Below are 22,824 nucleotides of genomic sequence, written 5' to 3' on the forward strand. Positions count from 1 at the left end.
ATTATGTGCCGATGGCGATCGCGTCGCCTATCTTGCGCTTTCGGGGAAGGCCGGCAGGCGAGAAATATGAGTGGGATCGTGTTGGATGACGAGCGTTGCGTTCAGCCCGGCTGCCACCGCTTCGAGGCGTTCCATCGATGCGAGCGTGTCGGCACGGTTTTCATTGAAACGCGGCACGCCGTGGGTGGCCAGATTATCCTCGAAATGCACGACATCGCCGGACAACAGGACCGGCCCCATCTTTGCAAGCTTTACCAGGAGGGCGGCTTCCCCTTTCGTATGACCAGGCATCGACAGCATCATCACGGAACCGTCGCCGAAGACGTCACGGTCACCCGTCACGAGGTCGAGTTTCGCCTTGCCATCGAGCCAGGGTTTGACGAGATCGGGTACGACCGCGAAGGGCGGAGGATTGTCGTGAAAAGTCTGCCAATCGGCGGCGCCGATCATAAGCGTGGCTTTCGAAAAGGTCGCAGCCTGCCCGAGATGGTCGAAATGGTTGTGGCTGATGCCGACGGTTGCGATTTGCTCCGGTTTGATGCCGATCTGTTTCAACTGAGTCGGGATGTCGGTTTTGAGCGAGACGCCGATCGGCGCATTCTGATCGGGTGCCTTGCCGACGATGCCAGCGGGAAGCCCGGTGTCCCAAAGAAGGTAGTCGCCGCCGTGGCGGATAACGTAGCAGCTATCCGTCAGCTCGCCCTTCTTGCCGGCAAAAGCGAAGGTGTCGGAAAACATCGATAAATCCTTGACGATGACGTCGCCGCAGTCGAGACGCCAGAGTTCAAGGTCTGGAGCAGCGCGTGTCGGCGTGGAAGCGAAGGACAGCGATGCGACCGTTGCCCCGATGGCAAGCGCAGATTTGAAGGTCTTCATGAAGGTCTCCTTGTCTTGAAGATCCTTCTTGTGCCGCCCTTGGCCACTCGGCATGCGCCAGATTTGTGATCACTTGGGCCCGAAACGCTCACCGGCGGTATTTTTTCTTGCCGCGCCTTCTCATAGATTGTGCTTATGAACATGATGATCCGCGACCGACGTTCCGAGCTTTCCCAACGCCTGCTCGATCGACTCCGCCCCATGGTGGCGGGAAAGCTCGATGTTGGGATGCATCCCTATGGCGGGCAGCTTTTCGCCTATTGCTGCTTCGACCGCGAACGGGTGGCAGCTCTTCGACTTGATTGTCCGATGATCTGCGTCGTGCTCTATGGCCAAAAGGACGTGTGGCTTGGCGATCGCACCCGGTCCTTTTCGGCCGGCTCGCTCTTCGTCTTGCCCGGTGGCGTGCCGATGGACGTGGTCAACATTCCAGACGATAAAACCGGCGTCTACGCAGCGTTGCGGCTCGATGTGCCGTTCCTGCCGGAGGGCATTCCACCGCTCTCCGTTGCGGAGCGCGCCCATAATGCAGTCGATCTCGACGCCGTGCCGCTGAGCATCGATCTCGTCGAGACGATTTGCCACGCAGCATCCACGATCGCCGATGTCAGCGTCGGCGAAACAATCAAACGGCTGAGGCTGACAGAGGTACTGGCGCTATCGCGGCCACTTGCCGAGGCGCGACCGCTCTTCAGACAAAGCCTGTCCGACGACATCGCCTGGCTGATCGCAACGGCCCCTTCGGAGGCTTGGAACGTTTCTGATGTCGCAGGAAAACTCGGAATTGGAGCGTCCACGCTACGACGTCGATTGGCCGCGGACGGCACGTCCTTCCGCGCAATCTTGCGGCGCGAGCGACTAAAGGCCGCGCAACATGCAATCACATCTGGCGCTACGGCAATCGCCGCCGCCGAGGCTGCGGGCTACGTGTCGCGCTCACACTTCTCCCGCCGGTTTCGCGAGAGTTTTGGGACCAGCCCAACAGGGCGAGCATAGCTTCGCGCAGGTCGATGAGCTTCGGCAAATCACAATATCTTGGCCTTCTCATTCCGGTTGTCGCGAAGAGATACGTGGGCAGTTTCACCTTCATTCGAAACATCCCGATGCATTTCCGATCGATGCCTTTTGGATCGCCCCAACCATTTTCGCTGCCGCGGTCGGCGCCCTGATGGCAATTGTGGAAGCGGTTCGACGGGAGCGGGATTGCGAGGGGCGCATGGGCGGTGGACCTCGGTAACCGGATAGATCCTGAGGATACCTAGGCGGTGATCAGTCGTGATCGCAGCAATACCCGCTTCATATGCAGCGCGGACGATTGCCTCGTGCAAGTTCTCGGGTTCGGTATTTCCGGTAAGGACCTCCAAACAGATTCTCACCGCCGTGAAGAATTCCTCGCCATCGTCGGTGGGCCATTCATTCAGCAGCAGTGGCGCAGCCTCGCGAGCGGTACGGATCACCTTGCGATCTTTACCTCCCGCAAAAGCAAGAATTATCGTTGGGAAATTTGTCATCATATCGAATCTCATTGTTCCTGAACTTCGTCAGACAGATTCGTTTCGACCCTACGGGCTGCTGTCTCCAGGAGTTGCTTCAATTCTTCGCTGGTTACGCCGTCGGCCCGCATCACCATGGCGATCAGCGGATCACGAAGAGCTTCTGATATCGTCAGCTCACCATTCATTCCGCCAGTTTCGCCAGCATCGTAGATGAGCGAACATGGCGCGAGTGACCACATCTGTGAATGGGGCGCCGCCGGATTGATGGCATCAGCGATTTCGACCGGTTCCTTCTTGGCGCCTCCAGGAGCGACGAACGGGCCTCCACTTGCGAGGTTTTTGGAAGGAGAACGGAGCTCGCCCTGATCGGTTTTGAGGTTGGCAATCCATCGGCGTCCTGGCGAGGCAGAGTGTTTCGAAAGGCATTGTTGAGCGATCTGCGAGACGGCATGCACCACGACAGCGGAACTGGTGGTGCGATAGCCTCCGTAGCGGCTCGCTTGCAAATAGGGGGGCATGCCGGCTGCCGATGCGCGACCGGCTGCCACGAACTTCTCTACCGAAAGGGAATCCTCGCCGGCGAGAACGACGAACGGATTATCGGCATAGTCTGCGATCAACCGAAGCGCAACAGCCCCTTCCGCAGTTTCCGGCAGTGCGAAGACGTTGGCAGAAAAACGTGCAGCCAGATAAGTCGCCAGCTTGTCTGTCTTCAGACAGCCGAGGTCAGCTTTTCCCGCCCAAGGGAGGTCGCTTAAGTTATTCTCGCCGATACGATCCGCATCCGCGAGAAGGAAATGGCGCGCGCCGAGGGTCGCAAGCTGGACGGCAATCTGCGAGCCGACGCCGCCGCATCCGATGATGACGAAGTCGATTTCGCGAAACCGCGCGAAGTCGCGTTGCCGATAGCAAAGAGGCGTCAGGAAGGTGTCGTGGTGATCGATTGCTGCGGAGACATATTCGTTCTCCGCCCGCATATCGGATGCCCACGACGACGCGCCGAATGCAGCACTGGTAACATTGGGGCTCTGTTCCTCGACAGCATCAGCACTATTGCCGGTGAACAGAGCCCCTCTGCCGCTCCGCCCAAAGCTGTGGGCGAAGGGGTTCGGGAAATCGACGGACGCGCTGGCAGCCGCTGACAATCGTTTAGACCGAGAATTGACCATCACATCGCCTCCATCTCGCTGGGCGCAGTTACACGGGTCGTCTCGGCGCAGCGACCGTAATCCTTGCTCATTTCATGGTCGGCAGCCTTCGTGATCACGTGAAATCTGCCATCGTACCAGAGGCAGACATTGTCGCCGCTGTCATCGATCTCTCGCTGACCCATCCGCGGATCGATCGGCTCCTTGCCGCGCAGGAGCACCTGTCCGATGTTCCAGGCTTGGCGATCGAGAACTCGCTGGCGCTCGGCAAGGTGAGCCTGCCGGTGTGCATTGGGCTCTTCGGCAAGCAACTGGTTCACGAGGAATAGGATCCGGCCACTCCAGGAAGGAATGGCGGCGATGTCTGGGAGGTCGAGGAGGACATCGCCGCCGAGACGTTCGATTCCTTTCCGAGCGATATCGATGAGCGGGATTTGCCGCGCAGCATAGGCGATTATGAATGCCGTTTTCAGGGCGCGGTGCTCAGGATCCACCTCGGCGGATAGGCATGCCATGCGGAAGGCACACTCCCAGGGAATGGCGTAGGCCGTATGCAGGATGCTCTCGAGCGTCTGTAGGTCGTTCTCGTATGGGGAGATATACCGGAACTCGCCAGGCAGGGATGCCGCCGCCGAGGTCGTATAAAACCCCAGCAGGACATGCCCCGCCTCGTGAAGCAGTTGGGCCGCTGTCGCGGCATGATCGCCGTCGCGCAATCTTTCTCTTGAAAGGGCGATCATCGCGCTGCCCGGCAATTCGTTCGAACTCGAGAAGGAAGACGGCCGATCGAGCCGCACGCCGACGTGAAGCGTGTGCAGGCCGGCGACCAGACGCTGATAGCCGTACACGTCCAGTTCTGCGATCAAGGCGAAGGCCTTCTCCAGATGGTCGGCGATGCGGTCCAATTCGGCCTCGCCCGTGACGGGGTCGTCGGGACCGGGGTAGTCCGGCATGGATTGGCGGAGGAGGGCTTGCATGGCACGGCTCTGCCCCAGGCTTTCGATGCGGACGAGGCCGATGCCGCAGGAGAGCCGGCGCGCCGGCTGACGTTCGAGTTCAAGATCGGCTGCGATCAGATCCGTCCGCAGATAGCGGCGGACGATCTGCGCATCGGAGCCGCCCGCCTGCCATTCCAGACTACGTGCGAGCCCTCCCATCCAGGCTGCAAGCACGGATGAACGGTAAGGGTCGGTGCTGACCGATCCGGCGACCGCCGGCGAAAGCTCGAGCAGGCGAGCGTATCCACCATCTGCAAGGTCGGGAAAATGTCCCGCCAGCGCCTCTACCCCGGCCGAACAATCGGCGAACTTCGAAGCCGCCGCGAGCGTACGGCCATATTGGAAGCGTCGCTTCAAAAGGTTGCGAGTTGCGACACGCTGCCGGGAGACGGTACTTGCCATCAAGGGATTGCCCTTGAGCAGGTGGCGCGCCTCATCTGCCAATTGTTGAATGCGGGTCGCGGACATCAACAGCCTCCGTGAGTTTGTCTTCGGGCGGATCAAGGTTGCATCTCGGGTGAAGATGCCCCGGTTGGGGCCGCTTCGTCCGGCATCGGGACGGTGTGCGTCGTCTGTTGAGAGGCACTATTGCCCAAGGGCGTCATTTGCCCGCCAGTACCGCGTTAAAAATCCGTAAAAAGGGCCTAAACAAAGAAAAAGCCCCCTCGACAGAGGAGGCTTCGAATTATGGAAAACGCACCGCCGAGGTTCAGATGGCAAGAGCTGCCTGTACTGCCGCCCGCGCGTTCGGCAGGCCCGACCCAAAGAAATAGGCCATATCGAGCGCGTCCTCACTTTCGGCATTCATGCAATCCGCCGTCAGTTTCCTCGTTCCGGGCGCGACAATGGCGTCCAGGCGGGACGCGGCCTTCAGAATGGACTTCACGTGAGGCCCCGAAAGGCGGTCACCGGGATTGTGGCGGCTCTTGTGGGCCCGCTGTATCAGGGCGCATAGCCCACCCACCTGCGCCGACGCGCCGGAGGTGCCCCCGAAAGTGGTATAGTATCCGCCCCCGATGCCCGGATTGATTCCGAACGGCACGATGGCAGACCACGGATCGGAGCCATGATTATAGCCGAAAATCCCCGACAGGTCCGTCGTCAGCAGCGAGAAGTGCGAATAGTAGTATTCCCGCGCTCGAAAAGCGCCGTAGTCGTGCTGCGCCGCAAATGGAGAAAGCCGGTCGAGGCGCAACTGATGCCTGTTGAAGACCTCACCATCGTCAGAGGGGGAGACAACCGTTAATCCTTCGCCGTAATTGCTGTAACCCGAACGGAAACCTTCGACGGTAACGGCCCCAACAGCAATGATGCCGTTGTTATCGGCGGCAAGACTTGCCGGATAGATCAACTGGCTTTCGCCACTATTTCCTGCGGCGCAGACAATCGGGATGTGCCGGCTGATGGCGAGGATGAGTTGCTTGAGGATATGCCACGGGCGATCCGGATTGGATCCTTCCTGCGCGGCTTTCGGCTCCAGTTCAGGCCCACCCTGATCAGCAACGGCAATACGCGTGAACAGATTGGCGGCATCCTGGTTTTTCCATAGCTCCAGGTCCGCCTTCAGCTCGTTCTTCGGATCGACAATGCTGCGTTTGGGGTCAGGAAGACCGCGCGGCAAGACGATCACGTCCGCTTTCTGATGATAGGCATAAAGAAAGGCCGCAATGAACTGCCTGACATCGTCTTCGAAGGACGTTCTGATCGAGATGAGCCTCGAGAAAGGATCAACGCCGAAATAGGGGATGACATTGCGATTGCCGCTCGTGCGCAGCTCGTCACCATTCCCGTAGAAGGCTCCTTCCGGCGGGAGGCTTGCTGTGCCTTCTTCCGCAACAACGGCGGGTTCGCCGACAATCAGCCCCGCGCAGCAGGTACCATGCGATGCGAACAGCGATTCCGGATTGTAGAGCCGCCGGAGAACCCCCTCCGACGCGGCATATTCGGCAACCAGGTCACTGAGATAGTCCCGGTCGTCATTCGAAAGGCCGATATTGCCGAGCGGAGCGATGTTGAGCCCGGCAAAGAAGGCATGCCTTTCCTCACGGTCAAAGGACGTGGTCGTATCGAGAACTTCGAGCACGCGCGCGCCGTAACGATGGGTCGTCAAATCGATTGACGCTTCCCGGTCAAGCCGGGTTGCCAGATTGGGATGATCCGGAGATACGCCGACATCGATCAGCGCGACCCGTGCCGGTCGCAACGGGCCGGCGGAAGCGATGGCATCCCAGACCGTGCCGGTGATAAGGGGATCGGGGAGCGCGCGTGCGGCGCTCGCATCGAGGGCCGGTGGAGCAGGCGGAGCCGATCCATATTCCGCGTCGACGACGCCTAGGGCAGTCAGGTGCCAGAGATAATAGTAGTCGATCGGCGCGGGCTCAGGCATTTGTGTTTGATCCGTCATGGTTGTCATCCTGTTGAGCAGCAGCTGGCGAATTCAGACCCATTCGTCGTGTACGGCCTGGAACAGAGGACCGAACGCGTCGTGGAGGTAAGGAGCGAAGCGTCGGGCGAGATCTCGCCCCGCCTGCGTGTCGCTCGGATAGTGCAGGCCGGCCCATTCGCGGTTTTCGGCGACGTTCTGGGCGATGCGGGCAAGCTCGTCGGTGGCCGGATGTTCCGGCAGGATCGTCGAGAACGCGAAGGCGATAGAAAAGCACTGGAACGAGTGGTTGCTGGGATAGGACTCGTGGCCAGGCACGGCCAGTAGCGGCCGCAGCATGGGCTCGAACTGGTGTGGCCGCAGCCGGTTAAACTGGCTTTTGTAGATCAGCCCGACATATTCGCAGGCCGTCAGGATCGCCTGCAAAAGGCCTTCCGTCTGCTCGAAGCCCCCGAGATCCTCGATATGCAGTGCGCGGGTGAATTCCGCCACGGAGATCGTCGCTTCGATCTGGATGTCGGGCAGGCGCCGCACACGTTCGCGGTCGCGGCGCTGCATGGAAAGCAGCACCGTCGTCTCGAGGCGGGTATAATCCGGGCCGGGCGGCGGAAGTATATCCAGCATTTCCCAGGTGAAGCGTCGCGCCGCGGTATAGGCGTAGCGTGACGGCTGCTGGTGCAGCCTGCGCAGTTCGAAGGAGGGGATAAGTTGCGACACGCCGAGGCTGGCGCCGTCCATCGTCGACTTGTTCTTGTTTTTGTTCTTATTTTTATTCTTGTTTTTGTTCAGTGACGCCTTGTTGAGCACCGACTTGTTCGCGACGCTCTTGTTGAGGACCGAGGCTACGGCCATCGTCGCCATCATGGGCCCGGCCATGGGAGATGCATCTTCATCCGTGCCGAAGAAAAGTGCAGGTTCGGAGGCTGCATCAGGCGCAGCCAGCGATGCGGCGGCGAGGGGATTAGCGATCGCATCGCCCCTCGGTTCGCATGGAAGAACCGTATCCGGCTCAATCCTGAATTTATAACTGTCTAGAAATGAAACAATTTTTGATTGTGGTTCCGGGGTAGTGTCCGCTTCCATTGCAGCCTCCTTGCGCGAAGTTCTGAAGAAATTGTCCGGGGTTCAGCGCAGCTTAGCGCCCGCCTTGAGCAGGCCGTCGATCAAGATCTGGCCGCCACCTGTGTTGAGCAGCGGATAGCCGCTGCCGCGAAAGGCATTGATGGAGAAGCCGCCTTCGGCCGCCTCAAGCCGCTGCAGGTAATGGCGCGCGCCGCCGAGATCGTCGGAATGGGCATGGCTGGAGGCAAGATAGCGCAGCAGGCTGTTGAAGTTCGGCCGTGCCCGCAGGGCCTCTTCGCCTGCAGCTATGGCCGTGGCATGATCGCTTGCAAGCGCCGCTGCAATGCATTTGGTCGTATCGAAGTAATATTTATGCGGGCTGTAGACGCCGAGCTCCTGCACCCAACGCGCCATGGCCACAGCCTTGTCGGGCTGGCCTGCATAGCAATGAAGCATGGCGTAGAGATCCCAACTGAGCGGCAGGGCCGGGTTCAGGCGGATCGATTTTTCGAACAGGTTGGCCGCATAGTCATATTCGCAGAACAGGAACGAATGGACGTGGCCGACGAGTGCGAGCGACACGGAATTCTGCGGATCGAGTTCCAGCGCCTTGCGCGCATAGGCCTGGGCCTCCTCGATCAGATGCGCGTCGAGCGCATTGAAACGTTGGCCGACCTGGAAAGTCCGGATGAACGACAGCCAGGCAAAAGCCGATGACCGCGGTTGATACTGGATCTGTTCTTCCAGGCGCCGCTCGGCGTTATCAAGATCGCTGCGCGACAGCCGAAAGATCGCATTGACAGCGTCGATCAGGAGACCGTCTTGCGACAATCGGCTGTCGTTTGCCTGGGTCTCCTGGAAATAGGCCAACTGATCGATGGCCTGGCTGATCAGCGCAGCGGCGGTGCCGAACTCGCCCCGCTCGAACTGCGTGCGGTTGATTGCCTGACTGCCCAGCCAATGAATGCGGTTGTTGATCAGGTGCTTCATCACCAGTTCGATCAGCACCATGTCACCGTCAAACGTCACGCGAAGCTGTAGGCATATCGGAAGGCTGATTTGCTGTTCACTCTCTTCAATATCCGGCAGGGTGAAGGAGAGGTCGGTGACGCCAATGGCCAGCCCGTCGATGACGGCTTTTGCAATGAGATTCTGGAATCGTGCCGCAGCAATTTGTCCGCCCTCTCCAGCGCCCACCACGATGGGTGACTGAAGCGCCATCACCCATCGCCAGTCACCGGAAGCTCGCCGCGGATTTGGGCCGCTGCCGGTGGTTTCCGTGGGTTTGCCTGGCCTCGGCACATCCGGGGCGCCTGTCAGCGGCAGCAGCGCTGAATGTTTGGCGATATCGCGGCTCGGCTGCTGTCGCGGCTCGAATACATCATGGACTTGTCCTTCATCGAGCCGGCGATACCAGTTCTGCCGTTCCAGCGCTAACCAGTCCTCGAATTCCGGATCGCGGATGTCGATACCTTCGAGCAATTCATCAGTGATTTGATCCGCGGACCGCTCCGCCCGAACCACTAGGTCGGTGTCGAGTACGAGTCGATCCATATCCAGCCAAACGGTATTCTTATCCGTAATTAAGAGATTACGTGCTGGCCCCAGAGTCTTGTGAATGTCGAAAAGAGCCTGGCGCAGACTAGCTGCCGCCTGGTCGTCAGAGCGATCGCTCCACAATTTGTCCCTAAGCCAGATTCTCGAGCGCGAGCCACGGGCGGACAATGCAAGCATCGCCAGAAGAGCCTGGGCCTTTTTTGATTTCGGAGTAACCGACCGACCTCCAGCGTCCACAAGGGCGAAAGGCCCGAGCAGGAACATCCGAAACGGATTTTGCTCCTTGTCCATGCAATCCACCGGCCCCGCCCCCGTTGCCTCCGATGTGCTGGTTTGGCAGCTCGAAGACCTAGCATGCGCAGGCCAGTCTGCCACAACTGCGGCGTCTGGCAAGCAACCGATAAGGGAAACCGGAACTCCAAAAGGCAAATCGATACCTTGGCGATGGTTGAACTGAAGCATAACCGGCTGAAATCCCTCTGCATAACTTCGCAAGCTGGCCGTAGCACCCCACCGTCAAAGCAGCGTCAAAGGAATGTTGTTTAGGCGACGTCACTTTGCAGGCGTCGCCAAAGGCTGCCAACTATTCACAGAGAATAGCGGGATCGATCTTGGGAAAAATACGACTATGTTCAGCTCTGTCGGATTGAGATGCGCAGGTGCAGGCAGCGGCCAAGAAGGTTTGTGAACCGGTGCGCGATTTGAAGAGCGATTGCGCTCTATGATCATTTCAACATGGTCGAAACAAACGGTTGACCACCGGGACGCCACACACCGAAGCGGAGCGCATCAATCTTCGCGGGAGATGGCACTTGTTAACATCGGTTTGACGTTGCGCCTTCGCAGGCTGGACCGATGCGAGCCGCAGGCGGAATCCCTGTTGCAGGCGACGGCAATCTGGACCTCTTCTGCGGAGGCAGAAACCATTGTCGTTCAGCGCGAGTTCTTAAATCCCCGACCCGTCGAGCTGCTCAGTGTCGTCGCCTTCCCAGGGCGAGGGCATCGAGCTGCGGCTGCGGTTTGCCGCGGGCATCGGCATCCAACACTTCAATTCCGGCTCAGCATATTCGATGATGTGTCCGGGGGAGGAATCAGAGGCGCGCCAGCCCTCTCCACCGAACTGATCGCCGTTCGACCAATACGCGAGGTCAACTTCTGCCGGTCCCTGTTCGGACGAGCGGATCGTGACCAAGATCCGACTCCCGTCTTTCGGGGCGCTTTCCATATGGCGCCACCGGTCTGGCTCGTCCATCGCATTTCCTCCTGCCTTGCTGCAAGTTGCAACTGTCGTCTAGCGATCGAGGTCGGTCAACTCAAACTACATACAAACCATCCTCTCGATTGACGACCATCGCGATGGTTGACCCGTAGTCGGCGTTGGCGGGACGGTCGTCAATTTCGGCTTCCATGGTCTGCGGAGGCGTCGGGCTTATATTGGACATCGACCGCCGACCCTCGCCTCGGGCGGTTAGGACGCTTCCCATAGCTGATCAGAATTCTGGCAGTAGGTGCGGCTTTGCGAGGGTGCCGCTGCGTGTGCTCGAAAGCTGCGACCAAAACAGCACCGAGGAAGGCTCGCTCGAGGGCGGCGTCGTTGCGTCCAGCCTTGCAAAAAATACGCGCTCGGCGCTTTTTAAAGAGTGTTCTGTGGCAGACGAAAGCGCCTGCACCGGTCGCAAATGCCGATAACTTTGTGAGCATGGCACTGGATACTGAATTGTTCTGACATGTGCACTGGGAGGAGGGCCCAATGACGACGATCCATCAGAGGCTGTATCGCGAACGGCTGACATCTGCAAACACGGCGGTCACGATGGTTCCGTCCGGCGCGAAGGTCGCGATGCCACTGGCTGCCGGTCAGCCGCCCGCTATCCTCGCGGCGCTTGCCGAACGGGCTCGCGCGGGAGCTGTCGAAAATGTGCGGCTCTACTATCTTCTTTGCACTGGCGTCGCCGGCACTAGTGTATTCGATTTCGAGTTGCGCGACCTGATCGTCCCAATGAGCTACTTTCACGGAGGTGTCGAGCGTGCGCTCGACAAGAGGAGATTGGCGGAGGCGCTGCCCGCGGTCGACCTAGTACCCTGTCATTTCAGCCAGGTGCCGCGCTCAATGGCCGAGCATGTCGGTGTGGACACGTTGATTGCAACCGTCTCGCCGATGGACGCCGATGGCAATTTCAGCCTTGGCGCCAGTACCGACTATGCGCTCACGGTATCGCGAAAGCCCGGACTTCGCCTGATCCTCGAGGTCAACAGCAATATGCCCTATGTGCGGGGTGATTGCATGATTCCTGTTTCAAGCGTGACAGCGCTGGTTGAAAACGATGTCAGCCTGCCCGTGTTGCTCGCCGCTGAGCGTAATGAGGTGGATGATGCCATCGGGGCGATCATTGCGGACCTGGTGGAAGATGGCGACTGCCTGCAAATGGGTATCGGCGCTTTGCCTGATGCGGTGTGCTCGGGGCTTTCACAGCATCGCCACCTCGGCATTCATACGGAAATGATGACGCCGGGCCTCGCAAGGCTGGTCACGGCGGGCGTGGTCGACAACAGTCGCAAGCAGATACATGCCGGGCGGTCTATCTTCACTTTTGCGCTCGGAGATCAAGCCCTTTACGACTTCCTGAACAACAACCCGGCAGTTGAGGCCTACCCAGTCGATTATGTGAACAATCCCTTCATCATCGCGCAGAATGATCGGGTGGTGTCGGTCAACGCGACGCTGCAGGTCGATTTGAACGGCGCGTGCAATTCCGAGTTCGTGAACGGGAGGCAGTTCAGTGCGTCCGGCGGCCAGGTTGATTTCGTGCGCGGCGCTTATGCCTCGCGCGGGGGACGATCGATCATCGCCTGTCATTCCACCGCGGCGAAAGGCACGCTCTCGCGCATCGTTCCGACGCTGACCGGACCAGTGACAACATCGCGCAACGACACGCATATCGTCGTTACGGAGTATGGGTGGGCGAACCTTAAGGGCAAGTCCGTGGCTGAGCGGGCAAGGGCGCTGATCGGGCTGGCCCACCCCGATTTTCGCGGGGAGCTGGACCGGGCAGCGCGCGGGGCAGGGCTCTCCTAATTCTAACGTCGTTCGGCGGCTAAAAACTGATTGATTCGCAAGGATTCCGGAGATGCAAACATCTGCCCGGGCTCGCCTTCTTCTTCGATTTGCCCTTGTGGAGAAAAACGACTCTGTTGGAGACGCTCTCGCGTGAAAGCCATTTCATGCATCACGACCGGCATGGTCCGTCCTTCCTCTGCGAGCGAGCGAAGACGTCGACTCGTCGGACAGCGTCACCTTTTGACTTGTCCACTTCCTCCCCTGGGATCTTGGCGTCGACCCTATGACCACCTCGTCAGCGATGCTTGAGGCGTGTTACCAATGTTTTCGAGCGGCGGATCGTTGTAAGGGCTGCTCCCACGGCTATTACGCAGAGACCGATCGTCAGGATCTGGTTCTGCCCGCCCCATATTGGCTCGAGAAGGGATATCAGTCCCGCCGCCGTGATCGTCGCCATCCGGTGCTGCTTGGCCATCGGGCCGGAGAAATCGCTGGGATTGCCGGTGGCGCAACCGAGCTCCCGGACATAGGCTGTCAGCACGGCGAAGGCTCCGGCGGCCCAGCCGAGTCCCGGCATACCGATACCATACCCGACGCCGGCGAATATCATCAGGTCGGCGATGCGGTCCGGAAACTCGTTCCAAAAAGGACCGTCAGCCTCTCCTTTTCCGCCTTCGACTGCGACCATGCCGTCGAACAGATTGCAAAGAAGGCGTGCCTGGCAGAATAGAACAGCCAGCAGCAGGTATCCGGCACGCGGCAGGCCTGTCGTCTGTCCCGCCAGATAGAAAGTGCTGCCGGCGATTGCTGCCGCCAGCATGCTGGCTTGCGAGATCTGGTTCGGCGTTATGGCCCGGGCGGCCATCCATCGCGCAATTGCGCCCGCCCAGCGCGTATTGCGGCTTGCCAGAGGTCTCCTGTCTCCTGTCTCCATCATGTGTCGAAACCTCGTCTTGCGGAGATCGAATAATTGTAGATCGCTGCATAGGTCGTCGACACCAGCAGCGGCAGCGCGATGGTCCGGAGTATCTCTGGTGTGCCGCTCGCCGCATGGATCACCACAAGAAGGCTGGCCGAGCCAAGGCAGGCAATCAGCGGCGGCGCCCAAAATCGTGTTGAACCGCTGAAGCGGCTGGAAAGCCAGTCGATCACCGATTTTAGGAAAAGCGTCAGGCAGGCGGATATCGTGCCCTGCACAAGACCGGCATAGAGCGGCGCTGGCATGACATGAGCGCGATTGGCGAAAATGGCCCAGCTGCCCATCGCCAGAAAAGCGAACAGGAGGTGTACCACGCCGCTGCGCAAAAGACGTTGCAGCACAACGGGCATCAGAGCGACCACCAGTAGCGTGTCAGATGGAAGAAGATGGGTGCCGAGAAGACGACGGAATCCAGCCTATCGATCAATCCGCCATGGCCTTCGATGAGATTGCCCCAGTCCTTGACGCCGCGGTCGCGTTTGATGGCCGACATCACCAGGCCACCGAAGAAGCCCATCAGCGTGATGACCAAGGCGAGAAGCCCTGCCTGAAGCGGTGCGAATGGTGTAATCCACCAGAGGCCCGTTCCAATCAGCGTCGCGCTGATGATACCGCCGACAAAGCCCTCGACCGTTTTCGAGGGCGACAGTCTTGGAGCAATCTTGGTGCGTCCGAAGAGTTTGCCCCAGACATATTGCAGGACATCGCTGAGCTGGACGACGATCACCAGAAAGGCGATCAGCAGCACATTGCGGCCCTCATATCCCGGTATCTTCAAGGTCAGCAGCGCCGGCACATGGGAGGCGCAGAAGACGCAGATCATCAGGGCCCACTGTACTTCCGCGATGCGAACGAGAAAGCGCTCCGTGTCGCCTCGGAGTACCGAGATGATCGGCATGAGCAGGAAGGCATAGACCGGGATGAAGATCGAGAAGATGCCGTATTGTTCAGCCCAGAGCAGAAAATACTGGATCGGAACGACGACGAAGAAGGCTGCCGCAAGCGCCCAGTGATCCGCTCTTCTTGTATTGATGAGGGTTACGAATTCGCGAAGCGCGGCGAATGAGCAAAAGCCGAACAGGATCAGAACGCCGACACGGCCTGCTATGAAAGCAATGCCGATCAGGATGACCATGACCCACCACGCCTTGATCCGCGCGTTGAGGTTTTCGACAGCCGCATTCGAACCGTTCGGCGAGAGGCGTTGCTGTAATATGTAACCGATGACTGACGCAACGATGAGTACGCCGAAGATCCCGGCTACGAGCGTCATAAGATCGGAATTCGCGCCACTCATTCCCCACCGCCTACAGTGTTCGGAGACAGTGCCAGGAGAGCGGCCCGCATCCGTTCGAGAAAAACATCCTTGTCTTCGCCCGGCGCGATCTGCAAAGCGCTGCCGAAGGTAACTGTGCAGATCAGCGGTATCGGAACGATCTCACCCTTTGGCATGACGCGGTTCAGATTACTGATCCAGACCGGCACGAGATCGACATCAGGGCGCGCCACAGCCAGATGGAAAATGCCGCTTTTGAACGGGAGGAGCCTTGCATCGGACTGGTTTCGTGTTCCCTCCGGGAAGAGAATGAGGGACGAACCGGCATCGATGGCCGAGGCCATCTGAGTGACGGGATCTTCCGTCCGCTTGTCCCGATCCCTCGCGATCAGCACCGCATTGAAGACATCTCTGCCGATGAAGCGATTGAGCCAGGACTTCAACCAGTATTCGGCTCCGGCGACCGGACGGGCTCGATGGCGCAGTCTGGGCGGCAATACCGTCCAGACCAGAACGAAATCACCATGGCTGGAGTGGTTGGCATAATAAACGCAGGGTCGGGAAGGCAGCCCTCCCTCGGGCCACACGGCGCGGACCGCCGTGACCGCGCGTGCGAACAGTACGATTACCGTCGCCGCGGCCTTTGTAGGCAAAGCCTTCATTCATCACTCTGTTGATGTTAGCCGGATCACTAACCGAAACTCTAGCATTATCATCGGCGGAAGGAAGGAGCTTCGCGAGTTTTCAGCCGAAAGGCGTAGACAGGTCGTCCGGCTCCAGCCGAATGTGCAATCTCCATGCACGACAAAGATTGGATTTCGAATTGAGCACATGACGCCGAAAGCCTGATCAATCTGACGCCGACCTATCTGATGAAACCGGATCAGGCGGGCTGGTCGTGCGCAGCACCGCCGGTGGCAAGTCGTCAAGCGGCTGTCACAAAAACCGGCATCGAAGCCGTGTGCTTCACAGATCACGGTATTGCGGAAGCGCGACCATCCTGCGGTCGCCCGCGGAAGGCCATGGGCGGGGCGCCGATGATGCGTTTGAACGCCCGGCTGAATGACGCCTCCGATTCATAGCCGAGGCGTTCGGCAATCGCGGCCACGCGCTGTCCTTCACGTAGCCACTGATGCGCCTGGTGCATGCGCATGCGCGCGACGTATCGAGCGGGTGTTTCGCCAACGGCCCTGGCAAAGCGCTCCGCGAAACCAGAACGGGAAGCGCCCATCTTGCGAGCGAGTTCTTCGACCGTCCAGTCATGGGAAGGGTCGAGATGGATCGCCGCCAGGACCCGCCCGACCTCGGGATTGCGAACGGCTGTCAACCATCCGGAAGCATCGCCGCAGCCGTGCTCCACCCAGGCGCGGATGATCGTCGCGGTCAGAACATCAGCAAGCCGGGCCAGGATACCGCCAGCGCCGACGCGGTTCATATCGACCTCGTGCATCATCGCATCGAGTAGGGCAGGGATGGAGGGTTCGCTGGCTGCCAGATCGCTTGTCCGCATCACATCGGGCATCAGTTGCAGCAAGGGATGCCGCTTGTCGACATTGAAACGCATGACCGCGAAGAACAGCAGGTTCTTGCTATCGGCGCAGGCGCATTGCAGATCGACGATCCCATCGCAGACCGCCTTGCGCGGCATGGATTCGACGGGCGTCGGCACTATACCGGGCGCGCTTGCAAGGACATGGGCATCGCCCCGCGGCAGCAGGACCGCGTCCCCCGGGCGCATTTCCATCCATTCCCCGTCCGGCGTCTGCACAAATGCTTCTCCGGCTGCCAGAAAGTGAAACTGCGCTTCATCCTTGGTCGGAAACGCCGTCGCCCATGGGGCAGACGGCTGGCAGCGGCCGTAGTCGACGCCATCCAGACGAAGCCCTCGCATCATTTCCGTCAGTGCATCACTCATCGTGCCCTCGTCATTTGGACGAACAGTCATGTCTTGTGGATTTTCTAGCATAGAAACACCAGCGTGAGCCGTCTAGCCTTGTCATCACAATCTTTGGAGATGGCATATGAACATCAATCCCGAAGCCAATGGCTTCCACGCGAACAAGAAGGAGGCTGATCCGGCCTGGGCAGGCGTGGTATCGCTTTCGCTCGGCGTCTTCGGTCTCGTGACGGCCGAGTTTCTTCCAGCCAGCTTGCTTACGCCAATTTCACAAGATCTCCATGTCAGTATCGGTGCTGCCGGCCAGTCGGTCACGATGACCGCCGTCATCGGCGCGATCGCAGGCCCCGCAATTGTCATTGGCACCAGCCGATTTGACCGTCGTCTCACCTTGCTCGGATTGACAGCCCTGCTCGTTGTTTCCAGTCTCTTGGCAGCATTCTCTGATGGGCTCGCGACGCTTCTCGTTGCTCGCGGGTTGCTCGGGATCGCGCTCGGCGGCTTCTGGGCCATGTCGCTGGCGCTCGCCATGCGGCTTGTTCCAGAGCGGTTGATGCCGCGGGCGATGGCGATCATCATGACTGGCGTATCCGTTGCAACGGTTTGCGCTGCACCTGTCGGCGCCTGGGTTGGAGAAGCCTATGGCTGGCGTTCTGCATTCGTCATCGCGGCTGCAGTCGGCGGCCTTGCCTTCATCGCTCAGCTCCTCACCCTGCCTGCGATGCCGTCGACCGGCGCCGCAGGATTGGGCACGATGGCCACGGTGCTGCGTCGCCCGGCAATCCGACTGGGCCTGCTGACCGTCTTGCTGGTGGTTGCCGGCCATTTCGCGGGTTTTACCTTCATTCGGCCCTTCCTCGAAACTGTGCCACATTTTGGGGTTGAGGGGATATCCGTGGTTCTGCTGGCCTTCGGGATCGGCGGTTTTCTCGGAAATCTGTTCGGAGGCTTTGTCTCCGAGCGCAGCACGGCGCTGTCCATCGTCATCGCGGCTACCGGGATCGCTGCGACAACAATGGCGTTAGCGCTTGCCGGCAACCTTGCAAGCGTCGCGTTTGTCGCGACCGCGCTGTGGGGTTTTTCCTTCGGAGCCCTGCCGGTGAGCGTTCAAAGCTTCGTCACGCAAGCAGCATCCGATGAAGCGGAAAGCGCCGGTGCGTTGATGTTGACTACTTTCCAGGTCGCCATTTCGAGTGGGGCGGCCATTGGTGGCTTCATCGTCGAGGCGCAGGGGCTGGCAGGGGTGTTCGGCTTTGCAGCTATTGCCGCGCTTTGTGGATCCCTGGTGATTGGCGTCCTGAGCCGAAGGACGGTAGCGGTGGCGTCTTAAGGAAAGACCATCCGGAGCCGCCAAAGCGCGAGAATAGCCACGATGAGGGCCGCCGGGGACGTGCGTTCTTCCTGATGGATGGAACAGTAAGGACGACGATCCCGGGACGGCCTCCATCACATCATGCGCCAAATTGCTCTTGGTGTGACTGACCCCTATCGCTCACTCGATGCAAAGGGTTTCGGTGTTCCAGCCGTCTGGCAGAGGCTCCGGACGCTGGATTTCGATATTGTCGAGCGTGAGGCCAGCGATATTATGCGCAAAGAGCGCCGGCATGCCTGCCGGATAATCGATAAGGCCGACAATTTTTCCGTCCGCTCCCCGCAACCAGGCATTGCCACGACCCTCGTGGTCCTTGGGCGGGGAGAGATCGGCACTTGTGGGGCGCAGGTCATATTGCCTGGCTGTTCCCAGTAAGCCTTCCTCGATCGTCAACTGAATATTGCTGAGGCTCATTCCGGCAATCCCGCCGTTTCTCGCCGCAAAGAGATTGATCGGACCCTGGCAGCGCCCCGTCACGTTCTCGACGCGGACATTGGTGACGAGGCCAGCCGGTATCTCCGGCCTGCGATCGAGCTGGGTAATTGTGAGCGGCTCACCCGAGCCCCAGAAACCATCGGGCGTTTCATGGCAATCGATCTCTATGTCCGAGAAGGCGACGTCTTCGATCACTCCGCCGTCACGCGAGAAAATGCCGAGGGCGCGATTGGAATCTTGGACCTTGCAACGCGAGAAGGCGACGTTGCGGATGTCACCAAAACTCTCCGTGCCGATCTTCAATGCACAACTGTTGCTCTCGACGAGGCAATCCGAAACCTCGATTTCCACGCAGCGTTCGATGCCCTTTTCGCTTCGGCTGGTCTTGAGGCAGACGCCGTCGTCCGCCGTTTTGATGATGACGCGGCGCACTGCGACCTTTGCGCAGCTGTCGATGACGATCCCGTCCGTATTCGGGAGTTGTCGGTTGTTGAATACCGTTATGCCCTCGACGATCACGTCACGGCAGCGCACCAGGTGGACCGTCCACATCGGCGAATCTTCGATGACAAAGCCTTCCAGCCTGATCTTGCTGCAGTCTTCGAACACCAGGACCCTCGGCCGCTTTTCGCTCGGCGTGTAGGTGCCGACCGTCTCGTCGAAGCCGGTGCTGAAGGCGCCGCCCGAAGCAAGGATCTTGCCTTCGCCTGTGATCGCGACGTCATGGGCCTCCTGCGCGACGATATAGGCGCGATCGGATCCCTCGGCGATTACGCTCACCGAATTTCCGGCATAGAGCGCGTAATCGGGGACGAACTCTAGCGTGGCACCCGGCCCGATTGACAGCGTAATACCGCTAAACAGGCGGATGGGTCCCGTAATGTGCCTGCCCGCTTGCAGGAGAAGCGTTCCTCCGCCGGCGCTAACCAGCCTGTCGATAGATTGCTGCAGGTCAGCGCCATTCGGCTCGACTGAAATATCCATTGCTTCTCCTCTGGCTCTCGGGATGATTAAGCTACGCCATTTTATTCGTCAACAGGACGAACTAATTGATGCGGTCAATCTTGTTTGTGTTGACACCACCGAAAACTCGTATTTAATTCGTCATGGTTACGAACAAACGATCGGCCAAAGGGAGATTTGGAGGCCGGTTGTTGCCAAAGTTTGAGGAGCAAAGAAGGGGAACCCTATGAAACCGCTCAAGACGTTGATTATGACGGCAAGCGCCCTGGCGATGACGATTTCGCTTGCGGCAGCATCCGAACTGAAGATCGTCTGGTATGTCGACAATGATCAGGAAGAGGCAAACACACGCGCCTTGCTCGATCAGTACACGAAACTGCACCCGGACACGACCTTCGACCTTGAGATCACCCCTTATGACGGGATGGTCCAGAAGTTCCAGCAATATGCGGCCTCCGGCATCATGCCGGATTTGTCGCTCACTTCGTCGATGGAGCCGGTTATCCGTCCGTTCCTCGTCGATCTCAACAAGGAGATCGGCCCCGAATGGATCAACGACTTCGTCAAGGGCTGGGGCGATGGCGCCAAGCTCGACGACAAGGTTATCGCCGCGCCGCTGCGCGTAACCTCCACGGGCGTCTTCCTGAATGTCGATGCCTTCAAGAAGGCCGGGATTGCCATCCCGGACCACGTAACCGGTTGGACCTGGGATGAATTCGTTCCGAAGATCAAGGAAGTCGCCGAAAAGTCGGGTACGCGCTATCCGCTTGTCTGGGACGTTTCGGCAAGCCGCTGGATCGTTCACGAGTATCAGTACGGAAACCACATCTATACGGAAAAAGAACCTGTGAAGGTCGTCATGGACGAGGCAGCGTGGACGAGCGCGCTCGACAAGTTCATCGACATCACGAAGGCCGCAATGCCGCCCGGGCTCTGGTCCGGTGCGAGTTCGGACAATCCGAAGGAAATCTTCACAGCCGGTCAGGCCGTAGCCTATATGTCAGGAAGCTGGCAAATCGCCGGACTGGCGGACAACGCGCATTTTGCGTGGCAGGCTGGTCCAACGCCGCGGGGCACTGTCGCCTCGTCGATCTACGGAGGCGACTATATCGTGGCCTTCAACACGAGCCAGCATCTTCCCGAAGCGATCGATTTCATCAAATGGGTCACCTCGCCGGATATTCAGGCACAGTACGCCAAGACCTTCGGCATGATCCCGGCCAACCTGAAGGCGGCAGCCGTCAAGTACGATAATCCGGCCGCGACCGATGCGATCAAGGCAATGCAGGCCGAGTTGAACGCCAGCCCTGCTTACGCTGCGACCGACCAGGCCTGGCCGCAGATGCAGGCTGTTTGGGGTACCGTGAAGACAGCCGTCACGCAGGCTGTTGCCGGTCAGATCTCCTCTGCCGAGGCCATTTCGCAGATCAAGAAGGCTGCTGATGCCTCGCTTGAGGCTGGCAAGTGACGACGGACATACTGGAAGATAGCCGTTCGGCACTGGGTCCCCACCCAGTGCCGAAAGGTCTGCGAGGCAGCCTGGCAAGCCTCGGCTGGCCCTACCTGCTCATGGTGCCGACAATGGCGCTCCTCGTTACCTTCACCCTTTACCCGCTGGTCCAGGGCCTCTTCATGGCCTTTTTCAAGCGGGGTGTGGTCGTCGTTCCGCAGGTGCCCAGCACCTTGCCGCAATATGTCGGCCTGGATAACTTCATCGGGCTCCTGAGCAATGCCGATTTTCAGGTTTCATTGCTCAAGACCGTTCTTTTCGTCATCGTCGCGGTTCCGCTGAACATCGTCGTCTCGTTGGCGCTGGCTCTCCTGCTGGCGCCACAGACCAGGCTGTTTGCCATCGTACGCACAATCGTCTTCTTCCCGTCCATGATCAGCCTGCTGATCATCGGCGTCGCCTGGCGTTGGTTGTTCGGCCTCAACAACGGCCTCGTCAATTACCTGCTTTCGCTGACCGGCATCGCGCCAATCCCATGGCTGGAACAGGACACGATGGCTCAGATCGCCGTCGTCATCGCCTGGGTGTGGGCGCAAGCCGGCTTCAACATGATGATCTTCATTGCAGGCCTGACCGCGATTTCCACCGATTATTACGAGGCGGCCTCGATCGACGGCACCAGCAAGTGGCGGCAATTCACCCATATCACCTTGCCGCTCCTCAAGCCGACGCTCGCCGTCGTCCTGGTCCTGTCCTCGATCGAGGCCTTCAAGGTCTACGAACTCGTCGTATCCCTGACGGGCGGCGGTCCGGGCAAGGCGACCGTCTACCTCATACAGACGATCTACGACACTGCGTTCCAGAAACCGATGCAGGCTGGCGTTGCGGCCGCCCAATCCATGGTGCTGTTCATCATCCTGCTGTTCCTCACCATCTTCCAGTTGCGCATATCGCGGAGTGAGAAATGACACGTATCTACTCTCCCTGGCGACTGGCCTTTGTCGTGCTGACACTGTTCGTCTTCCTGATGCCGCCGATCTGGCTCTTCCTGTCTTCGTTGAAATCACAACAGGAGATCTTCCAGTGGCCGCCGACCATTTTGCCGGCGCAACCGACGTTGCAGAACTTCATCGATACGGTGTCGCGCGCGAAGTTCCTCATCTTCTTCCGCAATTCGGCCATTGTCTCCGTGCTCTCGGCGCTGCTGTCCGTCACCATCAGCGTCATGGCCGGCTACGCGCTTGCGAAGTTTCGGTTTAAAGGAGACACGCTCTTCTTCCTGCTCATCATGTCGTCGTTGATGGTGCCGCTGCAGATCATCATGATCCCGGTCTTTCTGGTGCTGCGGGATCTCAATCTTCTCGATACGCTGGCAGGCATCATCATCGCGCCGGCGGCAACCCCGACCGGGGTCTTCCTCATGCGCCAGTACATCACCAACATTCCTGACAGCCTTCTAGAGGCGGCGCGCCTCGATGGTACGCCGGAATGGCGGATCCTGTGGCGGATCATCGTTCCGCTCGCCATACCCGCAATCGGCACGCTGCTCGCCTTCAATCTCGTATGGCGCTGGAACGACTATCTTTGGCCGTTCCTGATCATCAGCGACCAGGACAAGTGGACGGTCCAGGTCGCGCTTGCCAATACGGTGGGGCGCTTCGGTATCAACTGGCCCAGGCTGCTGTCCATGTCGGTGCTTTCGGTGCTGCCCGTGCTCGTCATGTTTACAGCCCTGCAGCGCATGTTGATGAACGGCCTGATGGCGGGCGCAACGAAGGAATAGTGCTGCAACATATCGTGCAAAAAGGGCCGCCTCTCCGGCGGCCCTTTGCATTTTCTCTTTCAAACGCCGTCTCCGTGGCGACCGGTCGGAA

Annotated in this window: 20 protein-coding genes and 1 pseudogene; 6 read left to right on the plus strand and 15 right to left on the minus strand. The window is 59.4% G+C overall.

Annotated elements, in window-relative coordinates:
* Window positions 1-27 precede the first annotated feature (27 nt).
* On the minus strand, window positions 28-876 hold the full coding sequence (locus tag J2X71_RS09365; RefSeq protein WP_310381546.1) for an N-acyl homoserine lactonase family protein: 849 nt from the start codon (window positions 874-876) through the stop codon (window positions 28-30).
* Between the two features lie 135 nt (window positions 877-1,011).
* Between J2X71_RS09365 and J2X71_RS09370 the strand changes: the two genes are divergently transcribed.
* Window positions 1,012-1,872 carry a helix-turn-helix domain-containing protein gene (locus J2X71_RS09370; protein ID WP_310381548.1) on the plus strand — a complete coding sequence of 287 codons (861 nt, stop codon included), beginning with the start codon at window positions 1,012-1,014 and terminating at the stop codon, window positions 1,870-1,872.
* Window positions 1,873-1,901: 29 nt separating this feature from the next.
* Here J2X71_RS09370 and J2X71_RS09375 read toward each other — a convergent pair whose 3' ends face one another.
* The 7 genes and pseudogenes from J2X71_RS09375 to J2X71_RS09405 all read right to left on the minus strand — a co-directional run bounded on the left by J2X71_RS09375 (window position 1,902) and on the right by J2X71_RS09405 (window position 10,772).
* On the minus strand, window positions 1,902-2,390 hold the full coding sequence (locus J2X71_RS09375) for a DUF982 domain-containing protein (protein ID WP_310381549.1): 489 nt from the start codon (window positions 2,388-2,390) through the stop codon (window positions 1,902-1,904).
* A gap of 329 nt (window positions 2,391-2,719) precedes the next feature.
* Window positions 2,720-3,541 (minus strand): annotated as a pseudogene (locus J2X71_RS09380) (ThiF family adenylyltransferase); the annotation flags it as partial.
* Window positions 3,541-4,986, minus strand: coding sequence for an aKG-HExxH-type peptide beta-hydroxylase (locus J2X71_RS09385; protein ID WP_310381551.1), 1,446 nt, complete (start codon window positions 4,984-4,986; stop codon window positions 3,541-3,543). The gene J2X71_RS09385 and the pseudogene J2X71_RS09380, both read right to left, overlap by 1 nt.
* A gap of 241 nt (window positions 4,987-5,227) precedes the next feature.
* On the minus strand, window positions 5,228-6,922 hold the full coding sequence (locus J2X71_RS09390; protein ID WP_310381553.1) for a S8 family serine peptidase: 1,695 nt from the start codon (window positions 6,920-6,922) through the stop codon (window positions 5,228-5,230).
* Window positions 6,923-6,955: 33 nt separating this feature from the next.
* On the minus strand, window positions 6,956-7,984 hold the full coding sequence (locus J2X71_RS09395; protein WP_310381555.1) for a phosphatase PAP2 family protein: 1,029 nt from the start codon (window positions 7,982-7,984) through the stop codon (window positions 6,956-6,958).
* Window positions 7,985-8,026: 42 nt separating this feature from the next.
* Complete coding sequence (locus tag J2X71_RS09400) at window positions 8,027-9,982, minus strand: SARP family transcriptional regulator (protein WP_310381557.1); 1,956 nt, start codon at window positions 9,980-9,982, stop codon at window positions 8,027-8,029.
* Between the two features lie 484 nt (window positions 9,983-10,466).
* Entirely contained in the window at window positions 10,467-10,772 is a 306-nt protein-coding gene (locus tag J2X71_RS09405; RefSeq protein ID WP_310381559.1) for a hypothetical protein, read from the minus strand.
* Between the two features lie 498 nt (window positions 10,773-11,270).
* Here J2X71_RS09405 and J2X71_RS09410 point away from each other — a divergent pair, with 498 nt between their 5' ends.
* On the plus strand, window positions 11,271-12,596 hold the full coding sequence (locus tag J2X71_RS09410; RefSeq protein WP_310381561.1) for an acetyl-CoA hydrolase/transferase C-terminal domain-containing protein: 1,326 nt from the start codon (window positions 11,271-11,273) through the stop codon (window positions 12,594-12,596).
* 2 nt (window positions 12,597-12,598) lie between these two features.
* On the opposite strand, the gene J2X71_RS09415 is transcribed toward J2X71_RS09410, so the two are convergent.
* The 6 genes from J2X71_RS09415 to J2X71_RS09440 form a co-directional block, all read right to left on the minus strand.
* Complete coding sequence (locus tag J2X71_RS09415; protein ID WP_310381563.1) at window positions 12,599-12,760, minus strand: hypothetical protein; 162 nt, start codon at window positions 12,758-12,760, stop codon at window positions 12,599-12,601.
* Between the two features lie 113 nt (window positions 12,761-12,873).
* Window positions 12,874-13,515, minus strand: a complete 642-nt coding sequence (locus J2X71_RS09420) for a CDP-alcohol phosphatidyltransferase family protein (protein WP_310381565.1) — start codon at window positions 13,513-13,515, stop codon at window positions 12,874-12,876.
* On the minus strand, window positions 13,512-13,907 hold the full coding sequence (locus J2X71_RS09425; RefSeq protein WP_310381567.1) for a hypothetical protein: 396 nt from the start codon (window positions 13,905-13,907) through the stop codon (window positions 13,512-13,514). Before J2X71_RS09425 ends, J2X71_RS09420 begins: the two co-directional genes overlap by 4 nt.
* Entirely contained in the window at window positions 13,907-14,854 is a 948-nt protein-coding gene (locus J2X71_RS09430) for a phosphatidate cytidylyltransferase (protein WP_310381569.1), read from the minus strand. The genes J2X71_RS09425 and J2X71_RS09430 overlap by 1 nt, the downstream gene beginning before the upstream one ends.
* The gene (locus J2X71_RS09435; RefSeq protein WP_310381571.1) at window positions 14,851-15,495 is read right to left on the minus strand and encodes a lysophospholipid acyltransferase family protein; all 645 of its coding nucleotides are present in this window, start codon (window positions 15,493-15,495) and stop codon (window positions 14,851-14,853) included. Before J2X71_RS09435 ends, J2X71_RS09430 begins: the two co-directional genes overlap by 4 nt.
* A 311-nt stretch (window positions 15,496-15,806) precedes the next feature.
* Window positions 15,807-16,748 (minus strand): AraC family transcriptional regulator, encoded by a 942-nt coding sequence (locus J2X71_RS09440; RefSeq protein ID WP_310381573.1) that lies wholly within the window; start codon window positions 16,746-16,748, stop codon window positions 15,807-15,809.
* 106 nt (window positions 16,749-16,854) lie between these two features.
* Between J2X71_RS09440 and J2X71_RS09445 the strand changes: the two genes are divergently transcribed.
* Complete coding sequence (locus J2X71_RS09445) at window positions 16,855-18,060, plus strand: MFS transporter (protein ID WP_310381574.1); 1,206 nt, start codon at window positions 16,855-16,857, stop codon at window positions 18,058-18,060.
* Between the two features lie 162 nt (window positions 18,061-18,222).
* Here the strand turns inward: J2X71_RS09445 and J2X71_RS09450 are convergent, their stop codons facing one another.
* Window positions 18,223-19,521, minus strand: a complete 1,299-nt coding sequence (locus tag J2X71_RS09450) for a glycosyl hydrolase family 28 protein (protein ID WP_310381575.1) — start codon at window positions 19,519-19,521, stop codon at window positions 18,223-18,225.
* A gap of 205 nt (window positions 19,522-19,726) precedes the next feature.
* Here J2X71_RS09450 and J2X71_RS09455 point away from each other — a divergent pair, with 205 nt between their 5' ends.
* From J2X71_RS09455 to J2X71_RS09465, 3 genes are read left to right on the plus strand one after another with little or no spacing between them, the layout of a single operon-like run.
* Entirely contained in the window at window positions 19,727-20,968 is a 1,242-nt protein-coding gene (locus J2X71_RS09455; protein WP_310381577.1) for an extracellular solute-binding protein, read from the plus strand.
* Entirely contained in the window at window positions 20,965-21,918 is a 954-nt protein-coding gene (locus J2X71_RS09460; RefSeq protein ID WP_310381579.1) for a sugar ABC transporter permease, read from the plus strand. The genes J2X71_RS09455 and J2X71_RS09460 overlap by 4 nt, the downstream gene beginning before the upstream one ends.
* Complete coding sequence (locus J2X71_RS09465; protein WP_007814669.1) at window positions 21,915-22,733, plus strand: carbohydrate ABC transporter permease; 819 nt, start codon at window positions 21,915-21,917, stop codon at window positions 22,731-22,733. Before J2X71_RS09460 ends, J2X71_RS09465 begins: the two co-directional genes overlap by 4 nt.
* Window positions 22,734-22,824: the final 91 nt, after the last annotated feature.

The organism is Rhizobium sp. 1399, from assembly GCF_031455475.1.
In the GTDB taxonomy this organism is placed as follows: domain Bacteria; phylum Pseudomonadota; class Alphaproteobacteria; order Rhizobiales; family Rhizobiaceae; genus Rhizobium.